General features: G+C 55.5%; 32 protein-coding genes. 21 read left to right on the forward strand and 11 right to left on the reverse strand.

What is annotated here, in order from left to right; translation table 11 throughout:
- Positions 1 to 278 precede the first annotated feature (278 nt).
- From Q2K57_RS18050 to Q2K57_RS18065, 4 genes are all read left to right on the forward strand, one after another.
- The gene (locus Q2K57_RS18050) at positions 279 to 620 is read left to right on the forward strand and encodes a hypothetical protein (protein ID WP_304526786.1); all 342 of its coding nucleotides are present in this window, start codon (positions 279 to 281) and stop codon (positions 618 to 620) included.
- A 136-nt stretch (positions 621 to 756) separates the two neighbouring features.
- Positions 757 to 1,050 (forward strand): hypothetical protein, encoded by a 294-nt coding sequence (locus tag Q2K57_RS18055; RefSeq protein ID WP_304526787.1) that lies wholly within the window; start codon positions 757 to 759, stop codon positions 1,048 to 1,050.
- A gap of 478 nt (positions 1,051 to 1,528) precedes the next feature.
- On the forward strand, positions 1,529 to 1,726 hold the full coding sequence (locus Q2K57_RS18060) for a hypothetical protein (RefSeq protein WP_304526788.1): 198 nt from the start codon (positions 1,529 to 1,531) through the stop codon (positions 1,724 to 1,726).
- A gap of 130 nt (positions 1,727 to 1,856) precedes the next feature.
- Positions 1,857 to 2,519 (forward strand): cold shock domain-containing protein, encoded by a 663-nt coding sequence (locus Q2K57_RS18065; RefSeq protein ID WP_304526789.1) that lies wholly within the window; start codon positions 1,857 to 1,859, stop codon positions 2,517 to 2,519.
- A gap of 20 nt (positions 2,520 to 2,539) precedes the next feature.
- On the opposite strand, the gene Q2K57_RS18070 is transcribed toward Q2K57_RS18065, so the two are convergent.
- The 4 genes from Q2K57_RS18070 to Q2K57_RS18085 form a co-directional block, all read right to left on the reverse strand.
- Complete coding sequence (locus tag Q2K57_RS18070) at positions 2,540 to 2,932, reverse strand: hypothetical protein (RefSeq protein ID WP_304526790.1); 393 nt, start codon at positions 2,930 to 2,932, stop codon at positions 2,540 to 2,542.
- A 74-nt stretch (positions 2,933 to 3,006) separates the two neighbouring features.
- Positions 3,007 to 3,471, reverse strand: coding sequence for an RES family NAD+ phosphorylase (locus Q2K57_RS18075; protein ID WP_304526791.1), 465 nt, complete (start codon positions 3,469 to 3,471; stop codon positions 3,007 to 3,009).
- Positions 3,468 to 3,920: an antitoxin Xre/MbcA/ParS toxin-binding domain-containing protein gene (locus Q2K57_RS18080; protein WP_304526792.1), complete on the reverse strand. Its 453-nt coding sequence runs from the start codon at positions 3,918 to 3,920 to the stop codon at positions 3,468 to 3,470. The genes Q2K57_RS18075 and Q2K57_RS18080 overlap by 4 nt, the downstream gene beginning before the upstream one ends.
- Positions 3,921 to 4,051: 131 nt before the next feature.
- A complete protein-coding gene (locus Q2K57_RS18085) occupies positions 4,052 to 4,387 on the reverse strand; it encodes a hypothetical protein (RefSeq protein ID WP_304526793.1) in 336 nt (111 codons plus the stop codon).
- A gap of 248 nt (positions 4,388 to 4,635) precedes the next feature.
- Between Q2K57_RS18085 and Q2K57_RS18090 the strand changes: the two genes are divergently transcribed.
- The 14 genes from Q2K57_RS18090 (at position 4,636) to Q2K57_RS18155 (ending at position 12,104) form a co-directional block, all read left to right on the forward strand.
- Positions 4,636 to 5,313, forward strand: coding sequence for a site-specific integrase (locus tag Q2K57_RS18090; RefSeq protein ID WP_304526794.1), 678 nt, complete (start codon positions 4,636 to 4,638; stop codon positions 5,311 to 5,313).
- A gap of 28 nt (positions 5,314 to 5,341) precedes the next feature.
- Positions 5,342 to 5,662: a hypothetical protein gene (locus Q2K57_RS18095; protein WP_304526795.1), complete on the forward strand. Its 321-nt coding sequence runs from the start codon at positions 5,342 to 5,344 to the stop codon at positions 5,660 to 5,662.
- A gap of 12 nt (positions 5,663 to 5,674) precedes the next feature.
- Positions 5,675 to 5,986: a hypothetical protein gene (locus Q2K57_RS18100; RefSeq protein WP_304526796.1), complete on the forward strand. Its 312-nt coding sequence runs from the start codon at positions 5,675 to 5,677 to the stop codon at positions 5,984 to 5,986.
- Between the two features lie 13 nt (positions 5,987 to 5,999).
- Positions 6,000 to 6,218: a hypothetical protein gene (locus Q2K57_RS18105; protein WP_304526797.1), complete on the forward strand. Its 219-nt coding sequence runs from the start codon at positions 6,000 to 6,002 to the stop codon at positions 6,216 to 6,218.
- A 129-nt stretch (positions 6,219 to 6,347) separates the two neighbouring features.
- The gene (locus Q2K57_RS18110; RefSeq protein ID WP_304526798.1) at positions 6,348 to 6,944 is read left to right on the forward strand and encodes a hypothetical protein; all 597 of its coding nucleotides are present in this window, start codon (positions 6,348 to 6,350) and stop codon (positions 6,942 to 6,944) included.
- A 280-nt stretch (positions 6,945 to 7,224) separates the two neighbouring features.
- Positions 7,225 to 7,434 carry a hypothetical protein gene (locus Q2K57_RS18115; protein ID WP_304526799.1) on the forward strand — a complete coding sequence of 70 codons (210 nt, stop codon included), beginning with the start codon at positions 7,225 to 7,227 and terminating at the stop codon, positions 7,432 to 7,434.
- Between the two features lie 18 nt (positions 7,435 to 7,452).
- Complete coding sequence (locus Q2K57_RS18120; RefSeq protein WP_304526800.1) at positions 7,453 to 7,626, forward strand: hypothetical protein; 174 nt, start codon at positions 7,453 to 7,455, stop codon at positions 7,624 to 7,626.
- 27 nt (positions 7,627 to 7,653) lie between these two features.
- Complete coding sequence (locus Q2K57_RS18125) at positions 7,654 to 7,956, forward strand: hypothetical protein (RefSeq protein WP_304526801.1); 303 nt, start codon at positions 7,654 to 7,656, stop codon at positions 7,954 to 7,956.
- 16 nt (positions 7,957 to 7,972) lie between these two features.
- A complete protein-coding gene (locus Q2K57_RS18130) occupies positions 7,973 to 8,206 on the forward strand; it encodes a hypothetical protein (protein ID WP_304526802.1) in 234 nt (77 codons plus the stop codon).
- Between the two features lie 17 nt (positions 8,207 to 8,223).
- The gene (locus tag Q2K57_RS18135) at positions 8,224 to 8,490 is read left to right on the forward strand and encodes a hypothetical protein (RefSeq protein ID WP_304526803.1); all 267 of its coding nucleotides are present in this window, start codon (positions 8,224 to 8,226) and stop codon (positions 8,488 to 8,490) included.
- Between the two features lie 53 nt (positions 8,491 to 8,543).
- A complete protein-coding gene (locus Q2K57_RS18140; RefSeq protein WP_304526804.1) occupies positions 8,544 to 8,912 on the forward strand; it encodes a hypothetical protein in 369 nt (122 codons plus the stop codon).
- Between the two features lie 15 nt (positions 8,913 to 8,927).
- The gene (locus Q2K57_RS18145) at positions 8,928 to 9,104 is read left to right on the forward strand and encodes a hypothetical protein (RefSeq protein ID WP_304526805.1); all 177 of its coding nucleotides are present in this window, start codon (positions 8,928 to 8,930) and stop codon (positions 9,102 to 9,104) included.
- Positions 9,105 to 10,071: 967 nt separating this feature from the next.
- Positions 10,072 to 11,208: a site-specific integrase gene (locus Q2K57_RS18150; protein WP_304526806.1), complete on the forward strand. Its 1,137-nt coding sequence runs from the start codon at positions 10,072 to 10,074 to the stop codon at positions 11,206 to 11,208.
- Positions 11,209 to 11,243: 35 nt separating this feature from the next.
- A complete protein-coding gene (locus Q2K57_RS18155; RefSeq protein WP_304526807.1) occupies positions 11,244 to 12,104 on the forward strand; it encodes a DNA replication terminus site-binding protein in 861 nt (286 codons plus the stop codon).
- 19 nt (positions 12,105 to 12,123) lie between these two features.
- On the opposite strand, the gene Q2K57_RS18160 is transcribed toward Q2K57_RS18155, so the two are convergent.
- The gene (locus Q2K57_RS18160) at positions 12,124 to 12,429 is read right to left on the reverse strand and encodes a flagellar transcriptional regulator FlhD (protein WP_304526808.1); all 306 of its coding nucleotides are present in this window, start codon (positions 12,427 to 12,429) and stop codon (positions 12,124 to 12,126) included.
- A gap of 430 nt (positions 12,430 to 12,859) precedes the next feature.
- On the opposite strand from Q2K57_RS18160, the gene dsbD reads away from it, so the two are divergent.
- Together dsbD and Q2K57_RS18170 are read left to right on the forward strand one after the other, a co-directional pair.
- On the forward strand, positions 12,860 to 14,692 hold the full coding sequence (gene dsbD / locus Q2K57_RS18165) for a protein-disulfide reductase DsbD (protein WP_304526809.1): 1,833 nt from the start codon (positions 12,860 to 12,862) through the stop codon (positions 14,690 to 14,692).
- Positions 14,693 to 14,813: 121 nt separating this feature from the next.
- The gene (locus tag Q2K57_RS18170) at positions 14,814 to 15,215 is read left to right on the forward strand and encodes a helix-turn-helix transcriptional regulator (RefSeq protein ID WP_304526810.1); all 402 of its coding nucleotides are present in this window, start codon (positions 14,814 to 14,816) and stop codon (positions 15,213 to 15,215) included.
- Positions 15,216 to 15,243: 28 nt separating this feature from the next.
- Here Q2K57_RS18170 and Q2K57_RS18175 read toward each other — a convergent pair whose 3' ends face one another.
- The 3 genes from Q2K57_RS18175 to Q2K57_RS18185 form a co-directional block, all read right to left on the reverse strand.
- On the reverse strand, positions 15,244 to 17,334 hold the full coding sequence (locus tag Q2K57_RS18175) for a competence protein CoiA family protein (RefSeq protein WP_304526811.1): 2,091 nt from the start codon (positions 17,332 to 17,334) through the stop codon (positions 15,244 to 15,246).
- 350 nt (positions 17,335 to 17,684) lie between these two features.
- Entirely contained in the window at positions 17,685 to 18,641 is a 957-nt protein-coding gene (gene dmeF / locus Q2K57_RS18180) for a CDF family Co(II)/Ni(II) efflux transporter DmeF (RefSeq protein WP_011589743.1), read from the reverse strand.
- Between the two features lie 180 nt (positions 18,642 to 18,821).
- Entirely contained in the window at positions 18,822 to 19,091 is a 270-nt protein-coding gene (locus Q2K57_RS18185) for a metal/formaldehyde-sensitive transcriptional repressor (RefSeq protein ID WP_011589742.1), read from the reverse strand.
- Between the two features lie 140 nt (positions 19,092 to 19,231).
- Between Q2K57_RS18185 and Q2K57_RS18190 the strand changes: the two genes are divergently transcribed.
- Positions 19,232 to 20,515, forward strand: a complete 1,284-nt coding sequence (locus tag Q2K57_RS18190; protein ID WP_045995197.1) for an ISL3 family transposase — start codon at positions 19,232 to 19,234, stop codon at positions 20,513 to 20,515.
- Between the two features lie 62 nt (positions 20,516 to 20,577).
- On the opposite strand, the gene Q2K57_RS18195 is transcribed toward Q2K57_RS18190, so the two are convergent.
- From Q2K57_RS18195 to Q2K57_RS18205, 3 genes are all read right to left on the reverse strand, one after another.
- A complete protein-coding gene (locus Q2K57_RS18195) occupies positions 20,578 to 21,465 on the reverse strand; it encodes a hypothetical protein (protein WP_304526812.1) in 888 nt (295 codons plus the stop codon).
- A 57-nt stretch (positions 21,466 to 21,522) separates the two neighbouring features.
- Positions 21,523 to 21,945: a hypothetical protein gene (locus tag Q2K57_RS18200; RefSeq protein WP_304526813.1), complete on the reverse strand. Its 423-nt coding sequence runs from the start codon at positions 21,943 to 21,945 to the stop codon at positions 21,523 to 21,525.
- 204 nt (positions 21,946 to 22,149) lie between these two features.
- Positions 22,150 to 22,524 (reverse strand): histone-like nucleoid-structuring protein, MvaT/MvaU family, encoded by a 375-nt coding sequence (locus Q2K57_RS18205; protein WP_304526814.1) that lies wholly within the window; start codon positions 22,522 to 22,524, stop codon positions 22,150 to 22,152.
- Positions 22,525 to 22,569: the final 45 nt, after the last annotated feature.

A 22,569-nucleotide genomic window follows, 5' to 3' on the forward strand; every position in this document is an offset into this window, starting at 1 on the left:
CTAAGGCTCAAATGCGGAACCCAAGCAGCGGGCGCTGCTGCCATTTGCGATGATCACAATGTAGTCACTCCTCGTTGATACAGCACAGATGGCCATAGAGGGTGAGAACGCACTAACGGGGAAAGGCTCAACACAGTTGCATTGCAACAGACGGCCAGCATGGTGGGTAGTAAATAATATTCTTTGAAAAGTTGGAGATTAAATTAGCGCTTGGAAGTGGCGTACGCTGCCCCCACCTAAGAAATATAGCGAAATTGTCCGAAAGAAGGAAAAGCCAAATGTCAGGAATCGGTAGTGGAAAGCCAGGAGTCCGTGAGCTGATTGACCCCCGTATAAATGATTCATGGGTGGCAAAGAATGCCTATGTCGATGAGGATGGAAGAAATCTCAATATTCAAATGGAAGAATTTCCATATCCCAATTCGGAGGTGGGGATGGCCAAGTTTCCTATCCCCCAGACAACATATAGCGACGGTCGCAACAAATATTACGAAACGGCCATGGAAATCAAGGATCGGATAAACGACGCCTATACAGCGGGTTCGCATCTTATATGGGAGAGCATTAATGAAGATCGGGAGCTAGGGAAAATGAGGAAAATTATCAAGCTGGTAACATAGAGCTATACTGTGGAAGTGACCTGATTTGGGGGAGGTGAGGTCTTCAACATTCAGGTGCTGCGGGAGCCGACTGACTCTGCGGAGCACCATTGATTCTCTACACCGGCCGGTGCCATTCGCCCGGCAAGGAGGGGGCATGACCTGCTTGTTACTCGGTATAGGGCTGCTCGTGGTGACGACCGCTATCACCTTCTTGGTCTGCGGGTCGAGCAACGACAATTATGTGGTCGTGGGGAGTACCTTTGCTTTCGTCGCGCTGTTGCTGGGCGGTGCTTACTTCTGGCTCGATACCGCGCTTCCCTTCGACCTGCCAGACTTCTCTGACTGCGGCGTTACGATAACATGCTCTGGCGGCGGAATACCGCGTCTCGACGGAAGCTGTGAATGCTCGGAGGAAGAAATGTCTTTCCGATTGGACGCCCGATGCTGAACAGCCGACCGACCCGTGGCTGTCCCCCGTCCGAGTGAGCGATGCCATTGGACTGCACGAGAAACACTTCGGGCGCGAGTGGGGGGCAACGGGTTGGCTCGCGACCAAGAGCAGATCGAGTTTAGCCGAAACGAAGAGAGCTGGTGAGCCAGTAATGCTATTGAAGAGCTGGAAGTCGCTTTCGGGGATGAGTCGGATAAGTGGATGTGCAGCATTGCTGAGTTTCAGTACCTAGGGGACACAACCGACCCGTATCTGAAAGAGTAGTAGACGATGATCTTTAATGGAATGACAGGATCTGTCAGGGCATAATGGATAAGCGGATCAGGAAGCTAAACTTTAAGCGCGGTTAAGCACGAGCAAGGGTTTCCAGTTGCTGTTAATTGCTTAGGAAAAAATGGAGATAGTGCGAATGGTAGATGGGCTTCTCAATAAAACGTTACGGGAATACTCGAACCAGGAGCTTGAGGATCTCGAAATGTCTGTTTCTCAAGAGCGAAAATCCCGCGCTTTTAAAGAGCTAGAGCGTGTCGCGGAAATGTATGTTGAGGTTTACGGATTTGAGAATGGGTTAAATGAGATGGGGGAGGAGTTGTGCAAGAAAATTGCTCCTCATCAGATGCACCCCGATGGGTGGGATGGGTTGTTAAGGCACCTAATTAAAATAAGTGGATGATTGATGGGATGCTGCGGGAGTCGACCGAATCCGCAGTGCATCGTCGATTCTCTACACCGGCCGGTGTCATTCGCCCGGCAAGTCGGTTATGGAAATAAACAGGTCTTCGGAGAAAGGGGGTATTATTACTATGGACGGTAAGGTATGCAAGTGGATGGATGACAAAGGCTTTGGCTTCATTCAGCCTAACGATGGTTCAGATACGATTTTTTTTCATATCTCCAGCATCAAGAGATCAGTGGCTAGACCCAAAGTTGGCGATAAAGTTCATTTCGCAAAAGAGCGAGATTCCCAGGATAGAGTTCGTGCAAATAATGTCGTTATTTGCGGTTCTCACAAATCCTCGCGATGCTCAGAAGAAAGCCTGACGCCTGGCATAACACCGAAAGGAAATAATGTTGTCGACTACGTTGGCTATTTGATAATTGCTGCCTCCTTTGTGTTAATTACTGTTGCATTTTATTATTACGGAGCGCTGGAAAGATCGTGGTTTTATGGTGCGCCGGCGATTGCAGGATTTCTGATTCTCAATCGACAGCGAAAACCTGTTGAGAAGACTTTTACATGCTCGCGGTGCAAAAGGGTGTCAGAGTTCGATTCCAGAACTATAAAAGCTTGGAGTAATGGTTACATTAAGCTCTATTGCAGAAACTGCCATAGAAAGTGGATAGAGAACAATCCAGGCAAAGAAAAGACACAGGACCGCAGCAATACAGGGTGTCTTGGGGTGCTGTCGGCAATAGTTTTAATACCATCTTTGGGTGCGGTTAGTTTGTATCAGTGGTTGGTGTGATGCATCGCCCCAAAGGCAGATTACCCGGCCATGAGCCGCTGGCGCACATGGATGATGTAGGCCAGGTGAAGAACGATGATCAGCACTCCGGCAAGCAGGACAATATCGGTCGTCAGGCCGCCGTAGTAGGTGAAGCACGCCATGACGCCGACGAGGGACAGAAACCGGAAGGGGGCGACGTGCAACAGGCCACCTTCTCGAAGTGGAACGGATTCTTTCGGCAGTTTCCGGCGTACCTCGAACATCTGATGGACAGACATGGCCAAGAGCAACAGGTACGGGAAAAACGAGAAGACCGCGGCCGGCAGTCCGCCCTGGAATGCCTCGGGACCGTTCTGAATGATCGGAACTGCGACATTAAGGAGGGCGAGGGCAAAGAACCCGAGCGGAAAGAGCATTGCCTTACTGAGCATGTGGCCTCGATGTATCGAGTGAGTTGAAGATGTAGTGCATTGTATCAAGACCTGCCAACAACCCCGACTCGGCACTACAGGCGGCTATCGGGGGAGAAGTCGACCTCTTTGACGCCATCGGCCAGTACCTGGAAGGCGGGGTGCTCAGGGTTGAGAAGGAAGTTCGTTTCTCTGGGCGCGACGACGCTTGGAACCGCCAGCGCCAGGCTCGACTGTTCCTCGAGCCAGTCATCACCGATCTCGGCGGTGGAGGGTGGCGCGGGTTCAGTTCGCCAGTCAGCAGGCAACAAGTCCTCCGGCAGCTGCATCAGCAGCTCTTCCGGGAATGTCACCTCCAGCAGCGCGTACTCCTTCAGCAGCTGGTTGTCTTCCAGGTGAACCATCACCTCGAGCATGGCCAGCGACTCAGTGCTCGCGAGGTACACGCAGGCCTTGCCTTTGCTGTTCCAGCGCCCGCCGTACAATCGAGCTCCTTCGCCATCAAAAGCCGTCTTGAGCCACTTCCGCTTAACGAGCCGATAGCCGCGCACCGAGGTCATGCAAAAACGCCGTGCTCTAGTCGACCGATCAAGTCCAGGACAGCTTCAGCGCCAGCCGTCGTGGCCACCATCTCCACCGGGCGGCGTCCGCCCAGCCCGCGCACCGGGCTGAGGAGCCATTCCTTCGCCTTTCCCTTGTCGCCCTCGAACAGGTCCACCGCGCTCTTGTAGACCTCTGCGAAACGGTACAACCGATCGCCCTCTGCCGGCTTGAAATAGCCTGTGTCAGCGCGGCGCTTCAGGGTTGCCGGGGGGATGACCACATACCGCGCCAACTCCTTGCTCTCGAGTCCGGAGGCCTCGGTGAGCTTGGTGTAGACCTTGTACGAGACACCCTCACTCAGGGCCTCATGCAGCTTGGCGCCACGCGGGGGAAGGCCCAGGGACTTCCAGAAATCGTCCTTCCGGGCGCTGGCTGGCGGGCGATACTCTTTGATTGCGGCTTGCATAGCTCTCCTCTCCCTCCCGCGATTTCAAATGATGCCTTTACAGGGTATCAGATGACACATCCGTCATCATCTCATGCTCGCTGTCGCCTTACAGAGGTCGTGCTGGCCGCAGGAAAAGACTTGGGCTGGCCTCAGCCAGTAGAAGAGGAGTGCCGGCGCCTCCAGCATCGCCGGCGCCTCCAGCATCGCCAGCGCCCGGACGAGAGGATGCCTGCGGCAAAGACGCCCCCGCCGACAAACAGCGCTAAGGCGAGTGGCAACGAGGGCGCGGTCAGCACCGCGGCGGTGGCGCCGGCTATGGCCTCGATCGCGCCCGGTTGTTCGAGCAGAGTGATGACCAAGAGCATGAAGCAGATCAGCGTGAAGGGCACGAGAGCGAGAAGGCGGGGCACAATGGGGGTCGTATGGGCAAGCATGGTGTCGAGGCATTGCTGCATCTTTTCGAATAGAGAGGATTTGGATTTCATAGGGTCTCCTTGTTGGTAATCCAGGGCGCCGAAAGACGCGCTTTCTCCTCCTATTTAGAAAATTCCTCCAAAACCGTTTAACTCCCTGCAATTTCTGTTCATTCGCGAGCTGGCGCGCGGTCGGAACGCTCACAGGCGACTTTCCGTGAACACCGCATGGCTGCTGGTGGTAGGCTGGTGGGGAGGCCTCCCGGCACCTCTCTCAGGATCGCTCGCGATTCCCCATCAATCCTGACAGAGAGGCGCCCATGCCCAATCCCACACGCCAGGCCACATCGCTCCGTCCGGGGCAGTTCCGACACCTAATCCGCGTTGCCGGCGTCACCGGCCGCATGCCCGAGCGTGACCAGATGCTGCTCTGGATCACCCACACCACCGGCATCCGCGTCACTGAGCTGGCATTGCTTCGCATCGATAACGTTCTCTACCCGAGCGGAGCGATCCGTGAGGAGGTCTACCTGCGGGCTGAGATCACAAAGGGCTGCCGGGCCCGCAACATTCATCTGACGCATCCGAGATGCCATGCCGCGATAGATGCCTGGCTGGAGGTTCGCCATCGCCGAGCCTGGGGGCTCTCCCGCGAGTGCGCCTATCGAGGGCTCATGCCGGACTCGAAGTTGGTGCTGACGCACAAGGGAAGGGCGTTCGAGCTGGCCAGCAAGAAGCGTGAGCTGGAATCTGGCCCAAGAGAGTACCGGGCGTGCGACGCCCTCCAGCAGACCATGAGCCGCCTGTACCGTCAGGCCGGCATCAAGCTCGGATCGAGCCACAGCGGGCGCAGAACGCTCGCTGCGAGGCTGCTGGCTGCCACAGGCGACGTGGAGACTGTGCAGGCTGTCCTGGGCCACTCAGAACTGGATCACACCAAGCCATACCTCTCCGTCGACCAGGAAACGATTAGACGTGCGTTCGAGCTGGCATTATAGTTCCATCTAACGGAACCAAGGAGTTGTGATGGCTGAGATAGAATTGAATGAACATGGCGTGCCCCAGTATCCCAAGGGGCACACAGGGCGCCTACTGGTCACCCTGGCTGCAATCGACAGAATAGAGCGGCCTACCGCAGCTAGCGTGGCGTCTTTGACCGGGCTATCCAAGGGTAAGATTGACGATTATGTGCATGCACTGAACGCTGAGCTGGACATGGAGATCGCCAAAGAAGGCCCGGAATACCGCATTGTGAGCTGGGGTTGGTTGCTCAAAAAAATGGGCGTAAGGAAGTGCTTGACGGTTCCGTTAAACGGAACTAGTATGGAGCCAGGATCATCGAGATAGAGGAGAGGCAGCATGCACGTAACCATCGAGACCACGCACGAGGATATGGAAGACGCCGGCTTCAATCCGGGCACGATGAAGGACATCGCGGAGGAAGCCCTGGATGAGTCTGACCCCGAGATGCCTGGCTACAACCTCGACGTAGTGGTCGTGGAAGAAGCCCCGCATACCCTGGTGAAGGTAGAAGCGTCTCGGGAGGAGCTGGCGGATTGCGGCTTTGACGGCTTTGACGAAGAGAGCCTGCGCCATGCAGTAGCGGAAGCGCTGAACGAGGCAGACCCGGAACTACCTGGCTACAACGTTACGCTGACCGTGAGCGAGTGAGAGGAAAAGAGCGATGTTCGCGAAAGGCCCGATGCCAGGCGCCACGCCAAAGCGGGATGCGCTGGCGATCTTGCCGAAGGGATCCCGCTGCCAGCAAGTCACGGCCATGGGGATCACCGGCTACGTGGTGTCACTGCCTGACGGCCGGCAGATCGCCAGCGCGGGCAATGCCGGGCAGGCATGGAGCAAGGCCCACGATTGGGCTTTGCGTAACGGCCAGGGGCGAGACTGAGGCTTTCGGTGTGGGCGCAGGCTGACCCCGATAAGGCATGCGCGAGTCGGGCTGCAGGGAGTGCTAGCCTCCCTGATGAAACCGCATGCAGGCGTCCACACCCAAAGCTTCAACTGATAGAGGAGAGGTATGAATATCTACGAAATGTATGTTTTCCATTGGAAGAAGCCAGGCTTTTGGGTGCGCCGAACAACCTGGGGTAACACTATTGCCAAGATTACCCATGTAGGCGAACTTTCTGGGCGAGCTCCCTATTACGGCAACCCAGAGGTGAAAGCTGATGTCTTTGATATTCACACTGGCCAACGAAAAGACACAGATTTCATTATTGATACGGCAGGCACCTACAAGACATGGCGCTGGGTGCAGCCTCCTGAATGGTCTGGAGAAGAGCCATTCGACCCGAGAGCTGGACGTGTTTTGATTAACGTTCCTTTCGAGAAGAATAAAATTGCTAGCAGGATGGGCGCTCGTTGGTCAGATATTCTGGAGTCTTGGTGGATTCCTGATGATGAAACGCTAATAGGCAAAGCTCGTGATAAAGGGTTCTTCGAGCCAGTGCCAGAGCGTGTGTTCTTTAAGCTTCCCTACGATGACAGAGACCTTGCTAACAGTGTTCGCGCAAAGTGGGAAGGCCACCTAAAGCTTTGGTCACTACCGGAAACTGCAGTAGACGCGATAGCTACATTGGAGCAGGCTGGCTACCATGCGGTGCCTAATAAATAAGTTCAAGGAAAAGCCCCTGGCACCAAGGGGTTTCGATAGCGGCCCCCGCCTGGGGCCACTGCCGAAAGCAATCAACACAATGGAAAACATTATGCTTTCAAGAGGCACAACTTTACTGGTTTTTGCCGCTGGCATCGCTCAGCCGATTATTTGGGTAGATAGGCCAATGGAAATCATGGGGCCGACAAATTTCTATATGTTATCCACTGCGATGGTTGCACTATTTCTGCTAGGCCTTTACTTCACTACCGTTGATAACGAATAGATAAAGGGAAAGCTGATGTTCTATCACGACATAAAAACCGCATGGGAAGCTGGAAAGGTCAGGATCGGTCTCCCGGCCGAAGGTCATGGCACTAAAGTGACCGTTGAGGCTCCTGGTGTGCTTGGTTTCAAAGCCCGGCTTTTATCCAGCACGGAGAAAACGCGGCTGGCGAAAGCGGCTAAGCGCGAGGCCTCCAGGTCGCGTGCGGAACCGAAAGCCGATTGATCGAGGAAAAGCATGCAGATGAAAAAGCTCAAGCCTGGCGCATGGAAATGGTTTCTTCTCGCATTGCTCGCGGGCATGGCAGCAGGCGTGGTGTGCGTCATGATCGGTGTTCCGGCCCCGTTAGGAACCACCTTGCCGGCCGCCGTTGCGGCAGGTGCTGTGGTTGGGCTCAAGAGCAACATATTCGAGTAAGGCAAAGATCGAGGAAAAGGTAACCACATGAACAACAGCAACAAGCCTCAAGCCCAGGAAGACCGTCAGGCTGACTTGTACTACGCATTCCAGTTCGGCTATGCGACCGTCCGACAAGCCGATAGTGACGTATTGAAGGCCGAGTTTGATCAGAAGTTTGGCGACGATCCAGAAGCAGTAGCCCAGTTCCAAGCAGGGGTGCGACACGAGAGGGTCAAACGGGAAGAGCTGGGAATGACGCCGGATCAATATCACGCGCATCACGAGGCGAAAAAACGCGCCTTTCACGAGCGCCAAGAGGCGATCCACGCAGCCTCGCTTGGACGATAGGAAAAGAGGCGGGCGCATGAAATCAATAGTCGAGAAACGAATTGAGAAATATCAGTGGGCGACCTTTCTTGTAGGGATGATCCTGCTGGCGTCGGCCCTGGTCCTCACCTGGACGCTTGATCCTCGAGGAATATTCAGCGCGGTTGGAGCAATGGGCTGGTTCGCTCTCTGTCTCATGATGTCTCCACGGGTGAGAGGCGACCTATTCGGGGATCGCTTCGAGGCTGACCAAACTGACAGCGATAGTTGAAGGAAAAGGAGTTAAAAATGTTTTCAAAAAAAGTTAAGCCGCTTTTAAATAAGCCAATGATCAGGGAGGTTGTGGGGCTTTTATCTATCCTTGCCGTTTTTGTTCCGGGGGTTGTGGGCAATCTCTACATCGAGTATTTCTTTTGGTATTATTTATCCTTCGTATTTTTAGCGCTATCATTCGGGTCGTTGGTTTTAGAAATCGATGCAGATGCCAAAAGTTCCATGTGCGTCTTTTTCATGTTCGCAGCAGCTATCATTTTGTTGGTTCCGATCATTGCTTGAAAAAAGAATTTTTTCAAAACGCCAGAGCAACGACGACTAATAGGAAAAGACCGATGAATACAGAGCAACCGACTTGGTCTATCGCCATTACCTTCTGCGACGAAGAAAACAACGGCTTTGTCACGCTGGGCGGTGCTGCCTGGAATGATCAAGATGAATGGAACCGCCAATGGTCTGCGATCCCGGCCTCGCCTTGTGGTTCTGATGACCCTTCGATGCTAGTGGCTGACAAAATCGATGAATCTGATGATCGTGTAGATGAGAGATTCATCACCGCTGATACCGCTGAGCAGCTTTTAGGCCGTCCCCTGGATGAGTTGATAGCGGAAGGCAGGGCCAAGACACCGCTCACACTCGGTCAACTACTCCAGCAGGAGCCGGAGCTGGCCGCAGACTTTGGCGTAGCCCGGCAGGCCAACTGATCGAGGAAAAGAGCGATGTTCGCGAAAGGCCCGATGCCAGGCGCCACGCCAAAGCGGGATGCGCTGGCGATCTTGCCGAAGGGATCCCGCTGCCAGCAAGTCACGGCCATGGGGATCACCGGCTACGTGGTGTCACTGCCTGACGGCCGGCAGATCGCCAGCGCGGGCAATGCCGGGCAGGCATGGAAGTAGGGCGGGTTTCTGTTTCTGAGCACCTTTGGAGGAGAGGCCTGGGGCGGGGCAGATGATCCGTTTCTTGACCTGATTCTAAATTCCACTTATTGTAGGATAAGATGAATTTATCCCCAAGTTATGGGTCGCGCTCATACTTTCTGCTTGGCATCTCATGCCAAGACCTTCATTAGGTGTTCGCTGTCTGCGATTCATGCGCATCAGGATTGAAGGCCTTCGGGTCAGCTGCCACCTGCTGATTGTCACCCGCTCGGCTTCCTGGGGGGCATCGAGATGATCCTGCCTGCGGCGTCGACTACTTTCGGGAAGCTACAAACCACGAGCTTTTTACGGGATTCTTCAAGCCTCGAGTTGTACCTGCTTGAGGCACGCCATGTCTGCGATCTTGGTGGCAAGGCTAATCGTGAGCACGGCACAGAGAAAAAAGTTTGTAACGTGGGAATAAAGTTTGAGCAATTAAAAAACCGGGCCGGTTTGATCAATAAGGTTCTGGGTGCCTGTTCACGGATGATCCCATACTGACCAAACGTCTGTTCCGGCTCGAGCTGCGCGTGTGGCTTCCTCTGGATCAGGTTTCACACCGAGTTCGGCGAGCCAAAAATGCTGCCTATACGTAAAATCTGCAAGGCTATGACGCTGATCGCTTTCCAGATTTTGCATACAGCGGCCTTCATTTCGCCTCCGATCACGCTGGAGGCCTCGAAACACGCGGGCTTCAGCCGTTTTGACGCCTCTCTGAATGGTCGGATTAAGGCTCATGTGGCGCCCAGATAGTCACTGGAGGCGTGATTTTATGGACAAAAATTGGCAAAGAAGTATTGGTTGGCCGTCTTTACCATATGGCTGCACAAAAATTGGTGTTCGTGGCCGTCCACAGGCGCGAATCGCTGAAAGATATGGACAAAAATTGGCAGGAAACTTTCTTTGTCCGACAAGGAAGGACCAGAGATCGTGAATGGAGAGCACCATGGGTGATAATGACACACAGAACCTCCCCGCCGAGGTTTCCCAGAAAGCCATCTCGACCGAGGTCGGCCAGAAACAGTCTCAGACTAATTCACTCCTGCGGAAGAAGTCATCCAAGGAAACATCCCATCTGCCGCGTAGCTTTGTTGACCGACCAGGAGCCGTGGATTCGGATGTGCTTTTGATGCGCCTCACATCGCATCCGATCCCTCGTCTCCAGAACCCAGCCTCGCTCTACTTGAACTCGCTGCACACTGCATCGGGTGCTGGGCCTCGCCTATACATGCTGAACCACATAGCCCAGGAGATCTTCGGAGCTAAGGACTATGAGCACCTTCATTGGGAAGACTTAACTCCGCCCATCATCCGCGGCGTAATGTCGAAAATCCGCGATGCGGGCTATAAGCCAGCCAGCCGGAATGCTTACCTATCGACCCTCAAGGCGGTAGCGCGTGAGGCATGGACTGCCGAGCTAATGGACTCAGAGACACTGGAAAAGATCAGGTCTTTGAAGCCTATGAAGCACGAAACGGCTGCAGCGGGCCAGGCCTTAGACCTCACCATCCTGAAGACATTGATCCAGGCAGCAAGGGACGATGGTACGCCGACCGCGAATCGGGATGCCCTGATCATCAGTTTTATGGCTTTCATGGGCATCCGTCGTGAAGAGTTAACCAAGATTCAACTGCCGAAGGATATCAACTTCAAAGAGCAGGATATCCATATCCATGGCAAGGGAAATAAGGATCGGACACTGTCACCGCCCTCGCCTGTCTGGGACGCGCTAATCCATTATCTGGATACCGAGCGTGGGTACGACAAAGGCGCCCTTTTCTGCCCATACTGGAACAAAAGAACTTTGCCGAGGGTCAGCGATGAAGGCCTCAGTATTACCTCGATCAATAAGATCATGACTAAGGTCCGGCGTCGGTGTGGTGATCTTCTGAATGAGAAGGTTACACCACACGACATGCGACGTAGCTTCGCGACAGTGTTGGACAAGAAAGGTCTTTCTATCCGCGAAATCCAGATTCTGATGGGGCACTCTAGTAGCACGACTACCGAGCGGTATTTGCGTGATAATAAGGATGGATACCGTAAGAAAGCCGCCTCCGCACTCAGCGATGATTTGAGCTAGAATCAAGTGAATGATCTAGTGCATATGGAGGCTATGTGAAGCAATATCAGGTTATTTTTGAACTAGAACGTATCTTTGATTCGGTCGTTGATAGGGTTGAGAAGCTGGCTCAATTGATAAGAGAATTCCAGGGTGATGCCTGGGCGCTACGCGAGTCAACTCCTGACCATGCTTGGGCGAAGAGTGCGCTCACTGACTTCTGGTACTCAGATGGTCAAGACGGCAGAACAACACGTCCTTACATCGGTCTCGTAGCCGCTAACCACTTGATCATCGAGCAGGTAAAGGCCGTCAATGAGGCGAAGGATGCGTTTCGCAAGGCTGCTGCGATCCTGCAGGAGTACGACAAAACCTTAGTTTCTGAAATCAAAGCCTCGTTACCCTCTCGTCATGCCCACCTGCATGAGAACCTCTCTGGTGCGGGCCTTGCTCGCCTTCACCTCAAGCAGACATGGCGCCATATTCCCTATTTTGAGCCTACCTTGAGCCGTGTGAAGATGGCCTGGTACACGAGCGGCCGGTCGATTAAGCGGCTATCGGTAAGTGATGCTGAAAAACTTCTGATGAACTATGACACGGACTCGGATCATATCCGGATCCAGCTGAGTAAGCTTGCCGGCCTGCCCTCTGGCGAGATGCTAGCGCAGGTTCAAACGCAGGCACCTGTCATGCGCGCTAACCTCTTCTTGGAAGAGCCGATGGACGACGGGAGACTCAGGAAGGCGATGAATCTGCCCTTGCCTCTTTTCGTTCTTTCTCCGAGCGGGAAGCTACCGGATCACAACGAGCCGCCTCCATATCCCCCTGAGAAGCGATCCCGGTCTGTGAGGTCTGACAATCGAATTGAAGACGACCCATACCTGCCTTCCATCCGAGCGCACCGCTATGCAAGCTAAGGCTTACGGCATCCTATTCTTAGGATGCCGTATTCTCTGTCAGCATTAGGATGCTGTGATGGAATGCCTTTATCTGGTCATCCACCTTATCTGGCGTATCCAACACATCCATGCCACGCTCTTTTACCGTCATCAGCAAGAAGGGGCTTTTACTGATCGTGCTCATCTGCCTCGGTGTCAGGTTCGCTATCCGTTCAAGTACCTGCCGTTCTAACCCCAATGTCAGAGCGGCACGACTCATATCGCACTCGATAAGCTGCTGAGCCAAGATGAGGAAGGATAGGTTGGCCTCTTCGATGGCATCATCAATTTGCTTTAAGTCCATTCTGAGTGCCCTTCCCAACCTTTTGATTTTAAGCGCTGCATGGTAGTGGCCTTCGAGGTGTTGTTCAATCGCAGTTCAAAAACGTCCATAAGTGGGCGCCTTCTTGCCTTCTCAAATGACTTACCTCCGATACGTTCCTTGTATTTCGTCACCTGGAGCACGGATCTACCATGCAGAAGCAGCAGCGAGCCCTCATAGACCTGACCACTATTGCCTTCCTTTCTGGATGCGCACGTGGAGGCGGCGCAAGCAGCAATCCACCCACGATTACTGGCGGCACGCTCGGCGCCGATGGCAATGACGTAAAGTCGGTCATTTTTGGACGTGAAACGGGCGGCCTACTGGTACGCGCATTGCTAACGTCAACGCCTCAATGTCACCGATATGGAGGCTTCACTTGCCGTCCCTTACCCGCAGCGCCCTGCCCTGGATGCTGGCGTTGGCAAGCAGCTGGTCAGTCGCCACCCAGGCACAAGAGCCACTCCCCGTCGATCAGGCTTTCCAGATCTCTGTAGACGAGGCGCCTGCCGGCACCATCAGCGTGGGTTGGCAGATTGAAGGCGGGCACTATCTCTATGCCGATACGATCCACGTCACAGCTCCTGGCGGTCAGGAGCTTGAGCCTATGTCGCCGGTACCAGTCTCCGTCCAGGTGGGAGACTCGTTCTTCGGGACCTCCGACACATACCCCGAGGATGTCACCTTTCGCTTTGATCCCGCTGGCGCAGAAGAGCTCGACATTGCTTGGCAAGGCTGTGCGGGGGATCTGATCTGCTACTCCCCCCAGAGCGCCACCTTGGACGTGACCACCATGACGTTGTCGGGAGAGCACTCCTCAAAGGGGGCGCCAGACGCCTCGCTGTTCTCCGATAGTGGTGAGGGGGCAACATCTACTGGTGAGTTATCACCTATTGGGCCAAGCCTGAAAGCTGGCGAAGAGGGCCGAAGCAATGCTACCGGCCAAAGTGGTGATCAGGCCTTCTCGCAGTACCTCTTGGACAGCAGCGCCGCCTACGCCTTGCTGGTGTTTTTCGGCATGGGCCTGTTGCTCACCTTCACGCCATGTGTCCTGCCGATGCTACCGATCATCTCGAGTATCGTCGTTGGGGCTGGTGGCGGCATTAAGCGTGGTGCGGTCCTCTCGGCGTCCTATGTCCTGCCGATGGCGCTGACCTATGCCCTGGTCGGTGCCTTAGCGGCGATCGCTGGTGCGAACCTCCAGGCTATGCTGCAAACGCCATGGGTCTTGGCGGGGTTCTCCGCGATCTTCGTTGCACTGGCACTGGCCATGTTCGGTCTCTACGAACTGCAGTTGCCGGCGATGATCCGTCAGCGCCTCGATCACATCAGTGGACGACAGCAGGGCGGGACGATCCCGGGTGCGGCCGGCATGGGGGTGTTATCAGCCTTGCTGGTGGGCCCATGCATGACCGCGCCGTTGGCCGGTGCCCTGCTATATATCACCGAGACCGGTGATGTCGCCCTCGGCGGGATGGCTTTGCTGGCGCTTGGCCTCGGCATGGGCGTGCCGGTGATGATTGTCGGCACCTTGGGAAGCGCGGCTCTACCGAAGCCCGGCGCATGGATGGACCGTGTGAAGGCGGTATTCGGCTTCGTCCTGTTGGGCATGGCGGTGTGGTTCCTCTCCCGCGTGCTGCCTGATCGCGTCATCCTGGGCATGACAGGTGCCCTGCTTTTCGCGGCAGCCTTGAGCCTGTGGTTGCTGCTCGAGCTTCGCCCGGTCTTCTTGGTAGGGGTGCGGACGCTTGGTGTGGTACTCGGCATCTGGGGGAGCGCGATGGTACTGGGGTCCACAATAGGCGCCACTTACCCGTTGCGCCCCTTCGAGGCTCCTGTATTGTCGACGGCAGGCGCGACAGCAACACAGCCGCAGCATTCGAGCTTTCTTGAAGTCGCTTCCCTGGAGGAGCTGAACCAGGAGCTTTCAGAGGCTCATGAGAATGGCCAATGGACGGTGGTCGATGTCTCCGCGGAATGGTGTGTCCTGTGCCAACGTATCGAACAAGAGGTCCTTCCGAGCCCGGCTGTGGTGGCGGCCCTAGAGGGTTTCAACCTCGTGAGAGCCGATGTCACTGAGACCTCGGCACAGACGGCAGCGCTGACCAAGGCATTTGGTATCATGGGTCCTCCCACGCTGATGCTGATCAACCCCGATGGCCAGGAGCGGCGGATCTTGAGATTGGTCGGTAAGTTTGAAGCCGAAGACGTGCTGGATATACTTCGCCAGGTGTCGGCAGGATGAGGATTGGAGCGTTGAGGCTCTAAGGCCCCATAGAAGTCCCCGTCTGCCTTCAACATCGAGGAACGCAGCCGGCATCATGCCTCACTTCCACCAGAACACTTCCCCGCATGAAAGGCTCACCATGCCACGGATCAAGCGAAACGACTTCACGGATACTCAGTTGCGTGAAGCGTATGAGCAGGCAGGCAACCTATCCGATATGGCAAAGTCCTTGGGGATCTCCTATCCCACTGCCTGGGACTGGGCAAGGGAGATCGGTATCAAGACGAAGCGTCGTGGCTACACAGCCCCGCCTGTCCCCATCAGTGGTGCTCAATGTCGGTATGCCCGTGAATATCTGGAGATGACCCGCGATGACTTCTGCGAGGCCTGCGGTTCCGGCAAGACGGCTATCCGGAAATTCGAGTTGGGACAATCAACTCCCCGTCGGAGTACGCTGGAAAAGATCATGACCCTATTCCAGCGATACGGGATTGTCTTTGCACCGGACGGCACCTTCCAGGAAGGCCCCTCGGAATATTAGGAGGTGTTTCGGCCAGCCGGCTGCCTTGCTAGAAGCCCAGGCGCCCGTGATCGCTCGACAGGTCATCGGCCAGTGCTGCACAGAATCCCCGAACGGCATCCAGTTGTGGCCAGGTATCTCCGTTGGTATAGATGCTTTCGCCGGTTGCTGGCGCAGAGGCCAACAGATCCAACGCCTTGTCCAGCTCGGTGATCGTCTCCCGGGTCAAGGCCGACTCTGGTAGCGGTTCCCCCCGGCAGGTCATCTGGTACCACTCCTGGATCCGCTTGACGAGAGATTCAAACTCGCTACTCCAGCTCTTCATCTGTACATACAGCGCCGCATACCCTTTGATTTGCGCACCGGGCTGGCGGGTTTCCTCAACGCGGACCTTCAGGGCTGCTTGTAATGCTTCCATCAGCTCGGCCTTCTCCATACTGCGAAGATCGCCCTCGGTCGATGCCAGTAGGCTGTCTAGTACAGCGATCTTTAAGCAATCCGGGTGGACCGTGAACGCCCATTCGTAGGGGTAGGCCCTCGCCACGGCACGCCATTGTCCGTCGATCCACTCCGGCCTGGCCTGAGCCAGCGTCGGGTATTTCGATGAGATCACTTTTGCGGGCAGCCATCGTGCCGGTAGAGGCGTGTCGCTGTCTTCGCGAGCAGACTGGATCAGCTCGAGCCGTTCGAGGACTTGTTGGCGTATGGCCTCCCCCTTGCTGGTCAGTGCAGCGAGCTTGGCCAACTCGCGTTTCAGGTTGCTGTCCCGGTATCTCGCTTCCTGCTTACGCTCGTCATCCCTTATCTGCTCGGCGACCTGCGCTTGCTTTCGATCTTGCGCGAGCTGGGCAGCTCTTATCTCGGCTAGGCGTGCTTCTCTGAGCCTCTCTTCCTCGGCTTTCCGACCCTTTGCTGCGGCCCGCTCTTGTTGCTGGCGCTCGTATTTGAACCGATGCATGTCTGTCGCAACGCTTGCCGGGTAGCAATACCAATGGTCATGGCGTGGCCTGTGGCCGGTCAGGAAAGCCGTGAGTTCGCGGCGTGACCAGTTGCTCTGGAATCGCCCATTGATCAGGGGAGACACGTCGACCATGCAGAATGACTCATCGAGGTCGAATAATTGGTTCAACCGATACGGACGCCGCTGCTCAGGGTTGTGTAGATGCCAAGCGATGATGAAGTGCTCCTGCTGGCCCTGAGGATCCGTGCGGGTTGCCCATACCATCCAGTCCTCGTTGGCTGCGTGTATCGATAGCCCGGCGCCAAACCCCTTGGGCAGCCTCACTTGAGGCTGTCCGTATGGCTGCCTTGGCTCAGGCAACTGGATTGGTGCACCTTCCATCAGGCACTGGTTGAGCGCCCGGAAGAGGTGGTTAAGTCGCTGCTTAAATGCGTCCTTTCGTTGCTGGCGCTTGGCCGCTTCCCGTTGCTTTGCCTCTCGAGCACGCGCTTGTGCCTGGCGTACCCTTTCCTCCATTGCCTCGCGTTGGCTGTCTTCACGGCGATGGAACAGCCAGTGCCCGAGGGATGGATCTGCCAGTGCCTTGCCAATTTCCTGGGGCGAAGCCATGCGGTTGATGCCGGACAAGTCGATCTCGATGGCAGATACGCCCAGCCGTCGAATCTCGGCCCGCTTTTCCTCGTCCACTTCATGGGTGACACGGATCTCGATATACAACTCAGTGCCGGCCAGCACACCGATAAGATCCGGTCGAATGACGCCTCTGGCTTCTTCCACCATCACCGTATCGAGCCGGGCGACCTGGCCTTTCTCGACTAGGGTGGCGATTTCTGATCGGCCTTCGTGCAGCGCCTGCTCGGAGAAATCGCTGCCGACGCGAAGGGTTAATTCTGGCAGTACGGTTTGCTGCTTTTCGGCGATCAACTCCTTGGCCTTCAAGTGCAGCCCGGTCTCGGCCGCTCCGGCACAGTCACTCTGCGCAGCGTGAGAGAAGTAGTGGCGTTTTTTGGTGCCGAGGTTAGCGATCAAGGCGTGCTGGCAGGCTGGGCAGATACATTGGCAGGCCAGGCCACGTTTGCCGGGCTGAATCTCACTAATGTGTACGAGCACATTGTCCCGAAGACCATACGGAACCTTGAGCTCGGAGGAAGTCGTGGCATTACAGGAAGGTGTGTGCATCCAGAGACCGTCCATGCAGGATTATGTTGCGTCAGGCATCTTCCGGGTAACAGCAGAGCTTCTGCGGAGGGCAGATTCCGGTTCTGCCCACCTTTAGGGTTGATCGGGATTTAGGGGTATCCGGAATATCTGGTTGATCTCTGGGTATCATGGGGAGGTAACAACTCCCCACTTCATCGGATTCCTTGGTTGATATGTCACTCAGGCCATTAAGGTACCTACAAAGCCTGGAACGTGTATGGACAATGACACTTACATGGCTTGGAGAGAGGGCGAGGCCAAGCTGAATGCAGAGCAACTCCCTCGCCCGTACCAAAACCGACTATTTCGGCCCAGCCCGCTCAATCAGCTCATCGTATCCTGGAGCCGGTATTCTCCGGACCAGTGAGACAGCGCTGTGGCTCGACTGTAATGTGTACTAATGACGGGCACTGAGCCTGGATACGCTGCTTGTAGACGGCAGGCGCCTCCGGGTCATGCGACACGACCGAGACGATGGCGGCGTGAATATTCGGACCAATGGCCCAGAGGTGCAGATCGCTGATTCGTGCATCGTCACTCTCAATGGCATGTCTGACGTCGTGCTCCAAGTCACTGCGCTGTTGATCAAGCAGCACGCGGGAGGTGTCTTTCAACAGATGCCATGACCAGCGAGTGATAAGTAACGCGCCGACGATACCCATGATCGGGTCCATCCAGTCCCAGCCCGCATACTTTCCGGCCAGCAAGGCAGCAATCGCCAATACAGAAGTTAAGGCATCGGCGAGTACGTGGAAGTAGGCAGCTCGACGGTTATGATCATGATGCCCATGCCCATGCCCATGCCCATGCCCATGCCCGTGGTCGTGGTCTTCCCCGCCCAGTATCCAGGCCGATACTCCATTGACGATCAAGCCGATGACGGCGACGAAAATAGCTCCATTGAACGAAATTTCTACCGGGTGGATGAAGCGGTCGATGCTTTCGATCACCATATACAGGGCGAAGCCTGCCAGCAGGACCGCGCCGGTGAACCCGCCTAGCGCATTGACCTTCCCGGTGCCAAATGAGAACTGTGTATTGCCTGCGTTGCGGCGAGCGTATGCATAGGCGAAGGCTGCAATACCCAGAGCGACAGCATGAGAGCCCATATGAAGGCCATCGGCCAGGAGGGCCATCGAACCGTATAAGACACCGGCCAGAATTTCCCAAACCATCATGACGACAGTTAGAGCGACGACGATCAGTGAGCGTATTTCACCGGATTTTTTACGATCTTGACCAAAAACATGATTGTGTTGCCATTCTTCGAGCCTGTGACCATGCATACTGTAATACTCCGAGTTGATAAAAATTATGGTCAGCAAGACCAATGAAAGTGGTGGCGATTGATGGCGAAGCCCTGCTAACAGCTCCGGTTCCGCAAGAACTTCAGGGGCGCGGATATTAAATCACTGCCAAAGTTCGCCTCTTACAGCTAGGGTACCCACGCTGTAGCTCGTGATGTTCTACTTGAGGTAGGACTTGATGACCTGCAGCACCGCTTCCAAGTCTTGTTGCCGCTGCTCCAACTCGGGTTCCCTGACGACGTGATCAGTCAAGTGCCCCTCAATGATGGCTGCCATCAGTCCATTCACCGCCCCACGAATCGCGGCGATCTGTTGCAGCACGGCCGTGCAGTCGCCCTCCTCGTCAAGCTGCCTTTCCAGTGCGGCCGTCTGCCCCTGAATGCGCCGAACGCGGGTTAATAGCTTCGCTTTGTCTTTGATCGTGTGCATGCAGTCGTCTCTTTAGTGGCCCAAAAACTATACTGGAGGGTAGTATATAAATACTAGGGGGTAGTATGCTTGTTTGCAAGAGAGGAGAGGTAGGTGAAGCTCACCAACGTGACACTCGCCAGCCGTAAGGAGCACGCCGCATGACCGAAATGCCCGACAACATCCTGCACCTGCCTGAGTACCAGGTGCTGGGCTGCAAATCCACCGACGACGAAATGCACTTCCAGGTGGACGCGCCCGATCCCATCGCCTGCGAGGAATGCGGCGTGCAGGGTGAGTTCGTGCGGTTCGGCAAGCGTGATGTTCCCTATCGTGATCTGCCCATCCACGGCAAGCGGGTCACCCTCTGGGTGGTCCGCCGCCGGTACACCTGCCGGGCCTGCAAGACCACCTTCAGGCCCCAGCTACCGGAGATGGTGGACGGCTTCCGCATGACGCTGCGGCTGCATGAATACGTGGAGAAGGAATCCTTCAACCACCCCTACACCTTTGTGGCGGCACAGACCGGCTTGGACGAGAAGACGGTACGTGACATCTTCAACGCCCGCGCCGAGTTTCTGGGGCGCTGGCACCGCTTCGAGACGCCCCGCATTCTGGGCATCGACGAGCTGTACCTGAACAAGCGCTACCGCTGCATCCTGACCAACATCGAGGAGCGAACCCTGCTCGACCTGCTGGCCACCCGCCGTCAGGACGTGGTGACCAACTACCTGATGAAGCTGAAAGACCGGCAGAAGGTCGAGATCGTCAGCATGGACATGTGGAACCCCTACCGGGCAGCGGTCAAGGCGGTGCTGCCACAGGCCCGTATCGTGGTCGATAAGTTCCATGTGGTGCGCATGGCCAACGATGCCTTGGAGAAGGTGCGCAAGGGCCTCAGAAAGGAGCTGAAACCCTCCCAGAGCCGAACCCTCAAAGGAGACCGGAAAATCCTGCTGAAACGCGCTCACGAAGTCTCAGACCGGGAGCGACTCATCATGGAGACCTGGACAGGCGCATTCCCGCAACTGCTGGCCGCCTACGAGCACAAGGAACGCTTCTACGGCATCTGGAACGCCACCACCCGGCCACAGGCAGAAGCCGCCCTGGATGACTGGATAGCCACCATTCCAAAGGGCCAGAAGGAAGTCTGGAGCGATCTGGTCAGGGCAGTGGGCAACTGGCGCGAAGAGATCATGACCTACTTCGAGACGGACATGCCCGTCACCAACGCTTACACGGAGTCCATCAACCGACTGGCCAAGGACAAGAACCGTGAAGGGCGTGGTTACTCGTTCGAGGTGATGCGGGCACGAATGCTCTACACCACGAAGCACAAGAAGAAGGCCCCGACTGCGAAGGTCTCTCCGTTCTACACCATCGGTTACGGACTGCCGGACTTCGCAGAGGAACTCAACTACGGGGTCAATCTATCAACCATCTGAGGGTGGTATCAGGTTGGTGGGGTGAAGGTGCCCCATCAACCATTAAATCCGTATACCCGGATTTAGTTGACCGCGGTCAGCCCGGCCTCGGTCACGGAAAACGCCTGTTCCGTTTCGATAGATGGACAGCAGTTTGGGTCATCGATCGCATGGGTATGACCAACGGCCCTCACGATCCCATCGCCAAGTTCAATTTCTGTGACGCTGCCGGCTAACGCATTCTCGCCCACCACACGCATATCAGAGCCGGTTCCAGTGTGAACCACCAGGAACTGCCCATAGCGGTTCGAACCGTGCATGCCTTCCAGTGTAAAAACAGTGGCCGTTTCAAGGATGCCATCGCCATCCACATCGCCTATCGCAGACATGCGGGCATCTCGGTACTCATCCGCTTCATACTGGCGCTCCAACCCAGCGATGTACTGATCAACGGGCGCCCCACCCTCTGATCCGCTTTCATTGCTAGACGGCATTGAAGCCTGCCCGAAATCCAGCGGAGTTTCTTGTTGTGTGCCTTCGCCTACTTGTCGCTTGACGATAGCCTCAAAAGCAGACTCGATATCGTGACCGGAAATGATGAATTGGCCATACTCGAAGTTCCGATCCCACGGCTGCGCTTCCCCCAAAAACCAGCTGGCAATCCAGCCAGGGCGATCCTTCTCATTGATATCAATCAGCCAGTTGAGATAGCCGACCATCTCATCGTAGCCGGCCTCGCCAATGTTGGCAGTGATCTCATCTTCGTTATCTTCGACCTCATCAAGAAAGTGAGATGCAATCTCAATATTTGTATCGACCCTCATCTCTACGCAGTCATTAGTGAACTGTCCAAAACAGGTTTGCCGATACTCACGCACCATGTTATTGACCTGAAAATCACCGATCATGTCACAGCCAGCCATCAGCCCCGCCAGTGCACAGACTGCTGAAGAAGGAAACACATTCGTCACTTCACACTCCTTGTATGAGCTATCCAGACGTTCTTATATCACAATGGAAAAAAACCATTAACTTAGTAGTTTTTTGGCCCTGTCGAACAAGGAGGCAAGCGTGCTGCGCTCCCGTTCCAGCGTGTCTTCCTCCTGCTCTTGCTTTTCCATATTTCTGAGTATCGTCTCATACCCCATTGGGTTACCTAAGAGGTAGTAGAGAGTCTCGTTGAAGGCCTTGAGAACACCTCCCGACACAGTTGCTCCGCGGGTTCTGTTCACGAATTGGGCGATCGATGCGCTTCGGGACATGCCATTCTCGCAATAGAGTACCAATTCCTTGAGTCCCAGCTCCTCCACCTGGTCCAGAAACTGGAGAACCGCCTTGGCATCATCGGCCTGGGGATCATGGCGATGCTTGTCACGGAAGTCGGCGACCCGGCCGTAGGTACGTATCAACGAGGCAGTGTATTCGGCATCATCGAATGACAGCCGCAACATCGCGCCCCAGTCCTCGCTGAGCGTCGGCAGAGGGTGGTCAGGGTCTGAGATGGATATGATGCCGGCTAGCGCGGTACGCGTTGGGTCGCTGGGTAATTCCTCAAAGGAGGAGATAAGATGAACATGCCTTATCACTTTTCGGTACTCCACAAACAAATAAGGCCCGGCGATTAAGCGCGGGCCTCATGGCTCAGAAAATCGGGCTTATTCTACGAAGCCGCCCCAGCCGTTGACGGTCTCTTCACCGTATTGGGCTTTCCATTCTTTGAGCTGCTTGTTGTTGCCACCGCGAGTTTCGACACGCTCGCCAGTGTGCGGGTTGGTAAAAACCTTCAGGCGACGCTTGTTACGACCTTCGCTCTTCGGCTTCTCTGCTTGGGTTTCAGCCAGCTCCGGCTTGATGAGCTTCACGGCCTCGTCCGGGCTGATCTCGTGCATCTCCATCAGTTCTTGCACGTCTTTCTGGAAGGACTGAGCGGCCTGAAGTTTCGGGTCTTGGCGCATCCGCTCCAGCTCAGCCTCCAGCTTTTTCATCTCTTTTTCGCGGTTGATGTAATCTACCAGAATGGAACCGGCCATTAATGTATCTCCACTTTACTTACAATGTATAGGATAGCTTACCAA

The organism is Halomonas sp. I5-271120 (assembly GCF_030553075.1).
Classification (GTDB): domain Bacteria; phylum Pseudomonadota; class Gammaproteobacteria; order Pseudomonadales; family Halomonadaceae; genus Onishia; species Onishia taeanensis_A.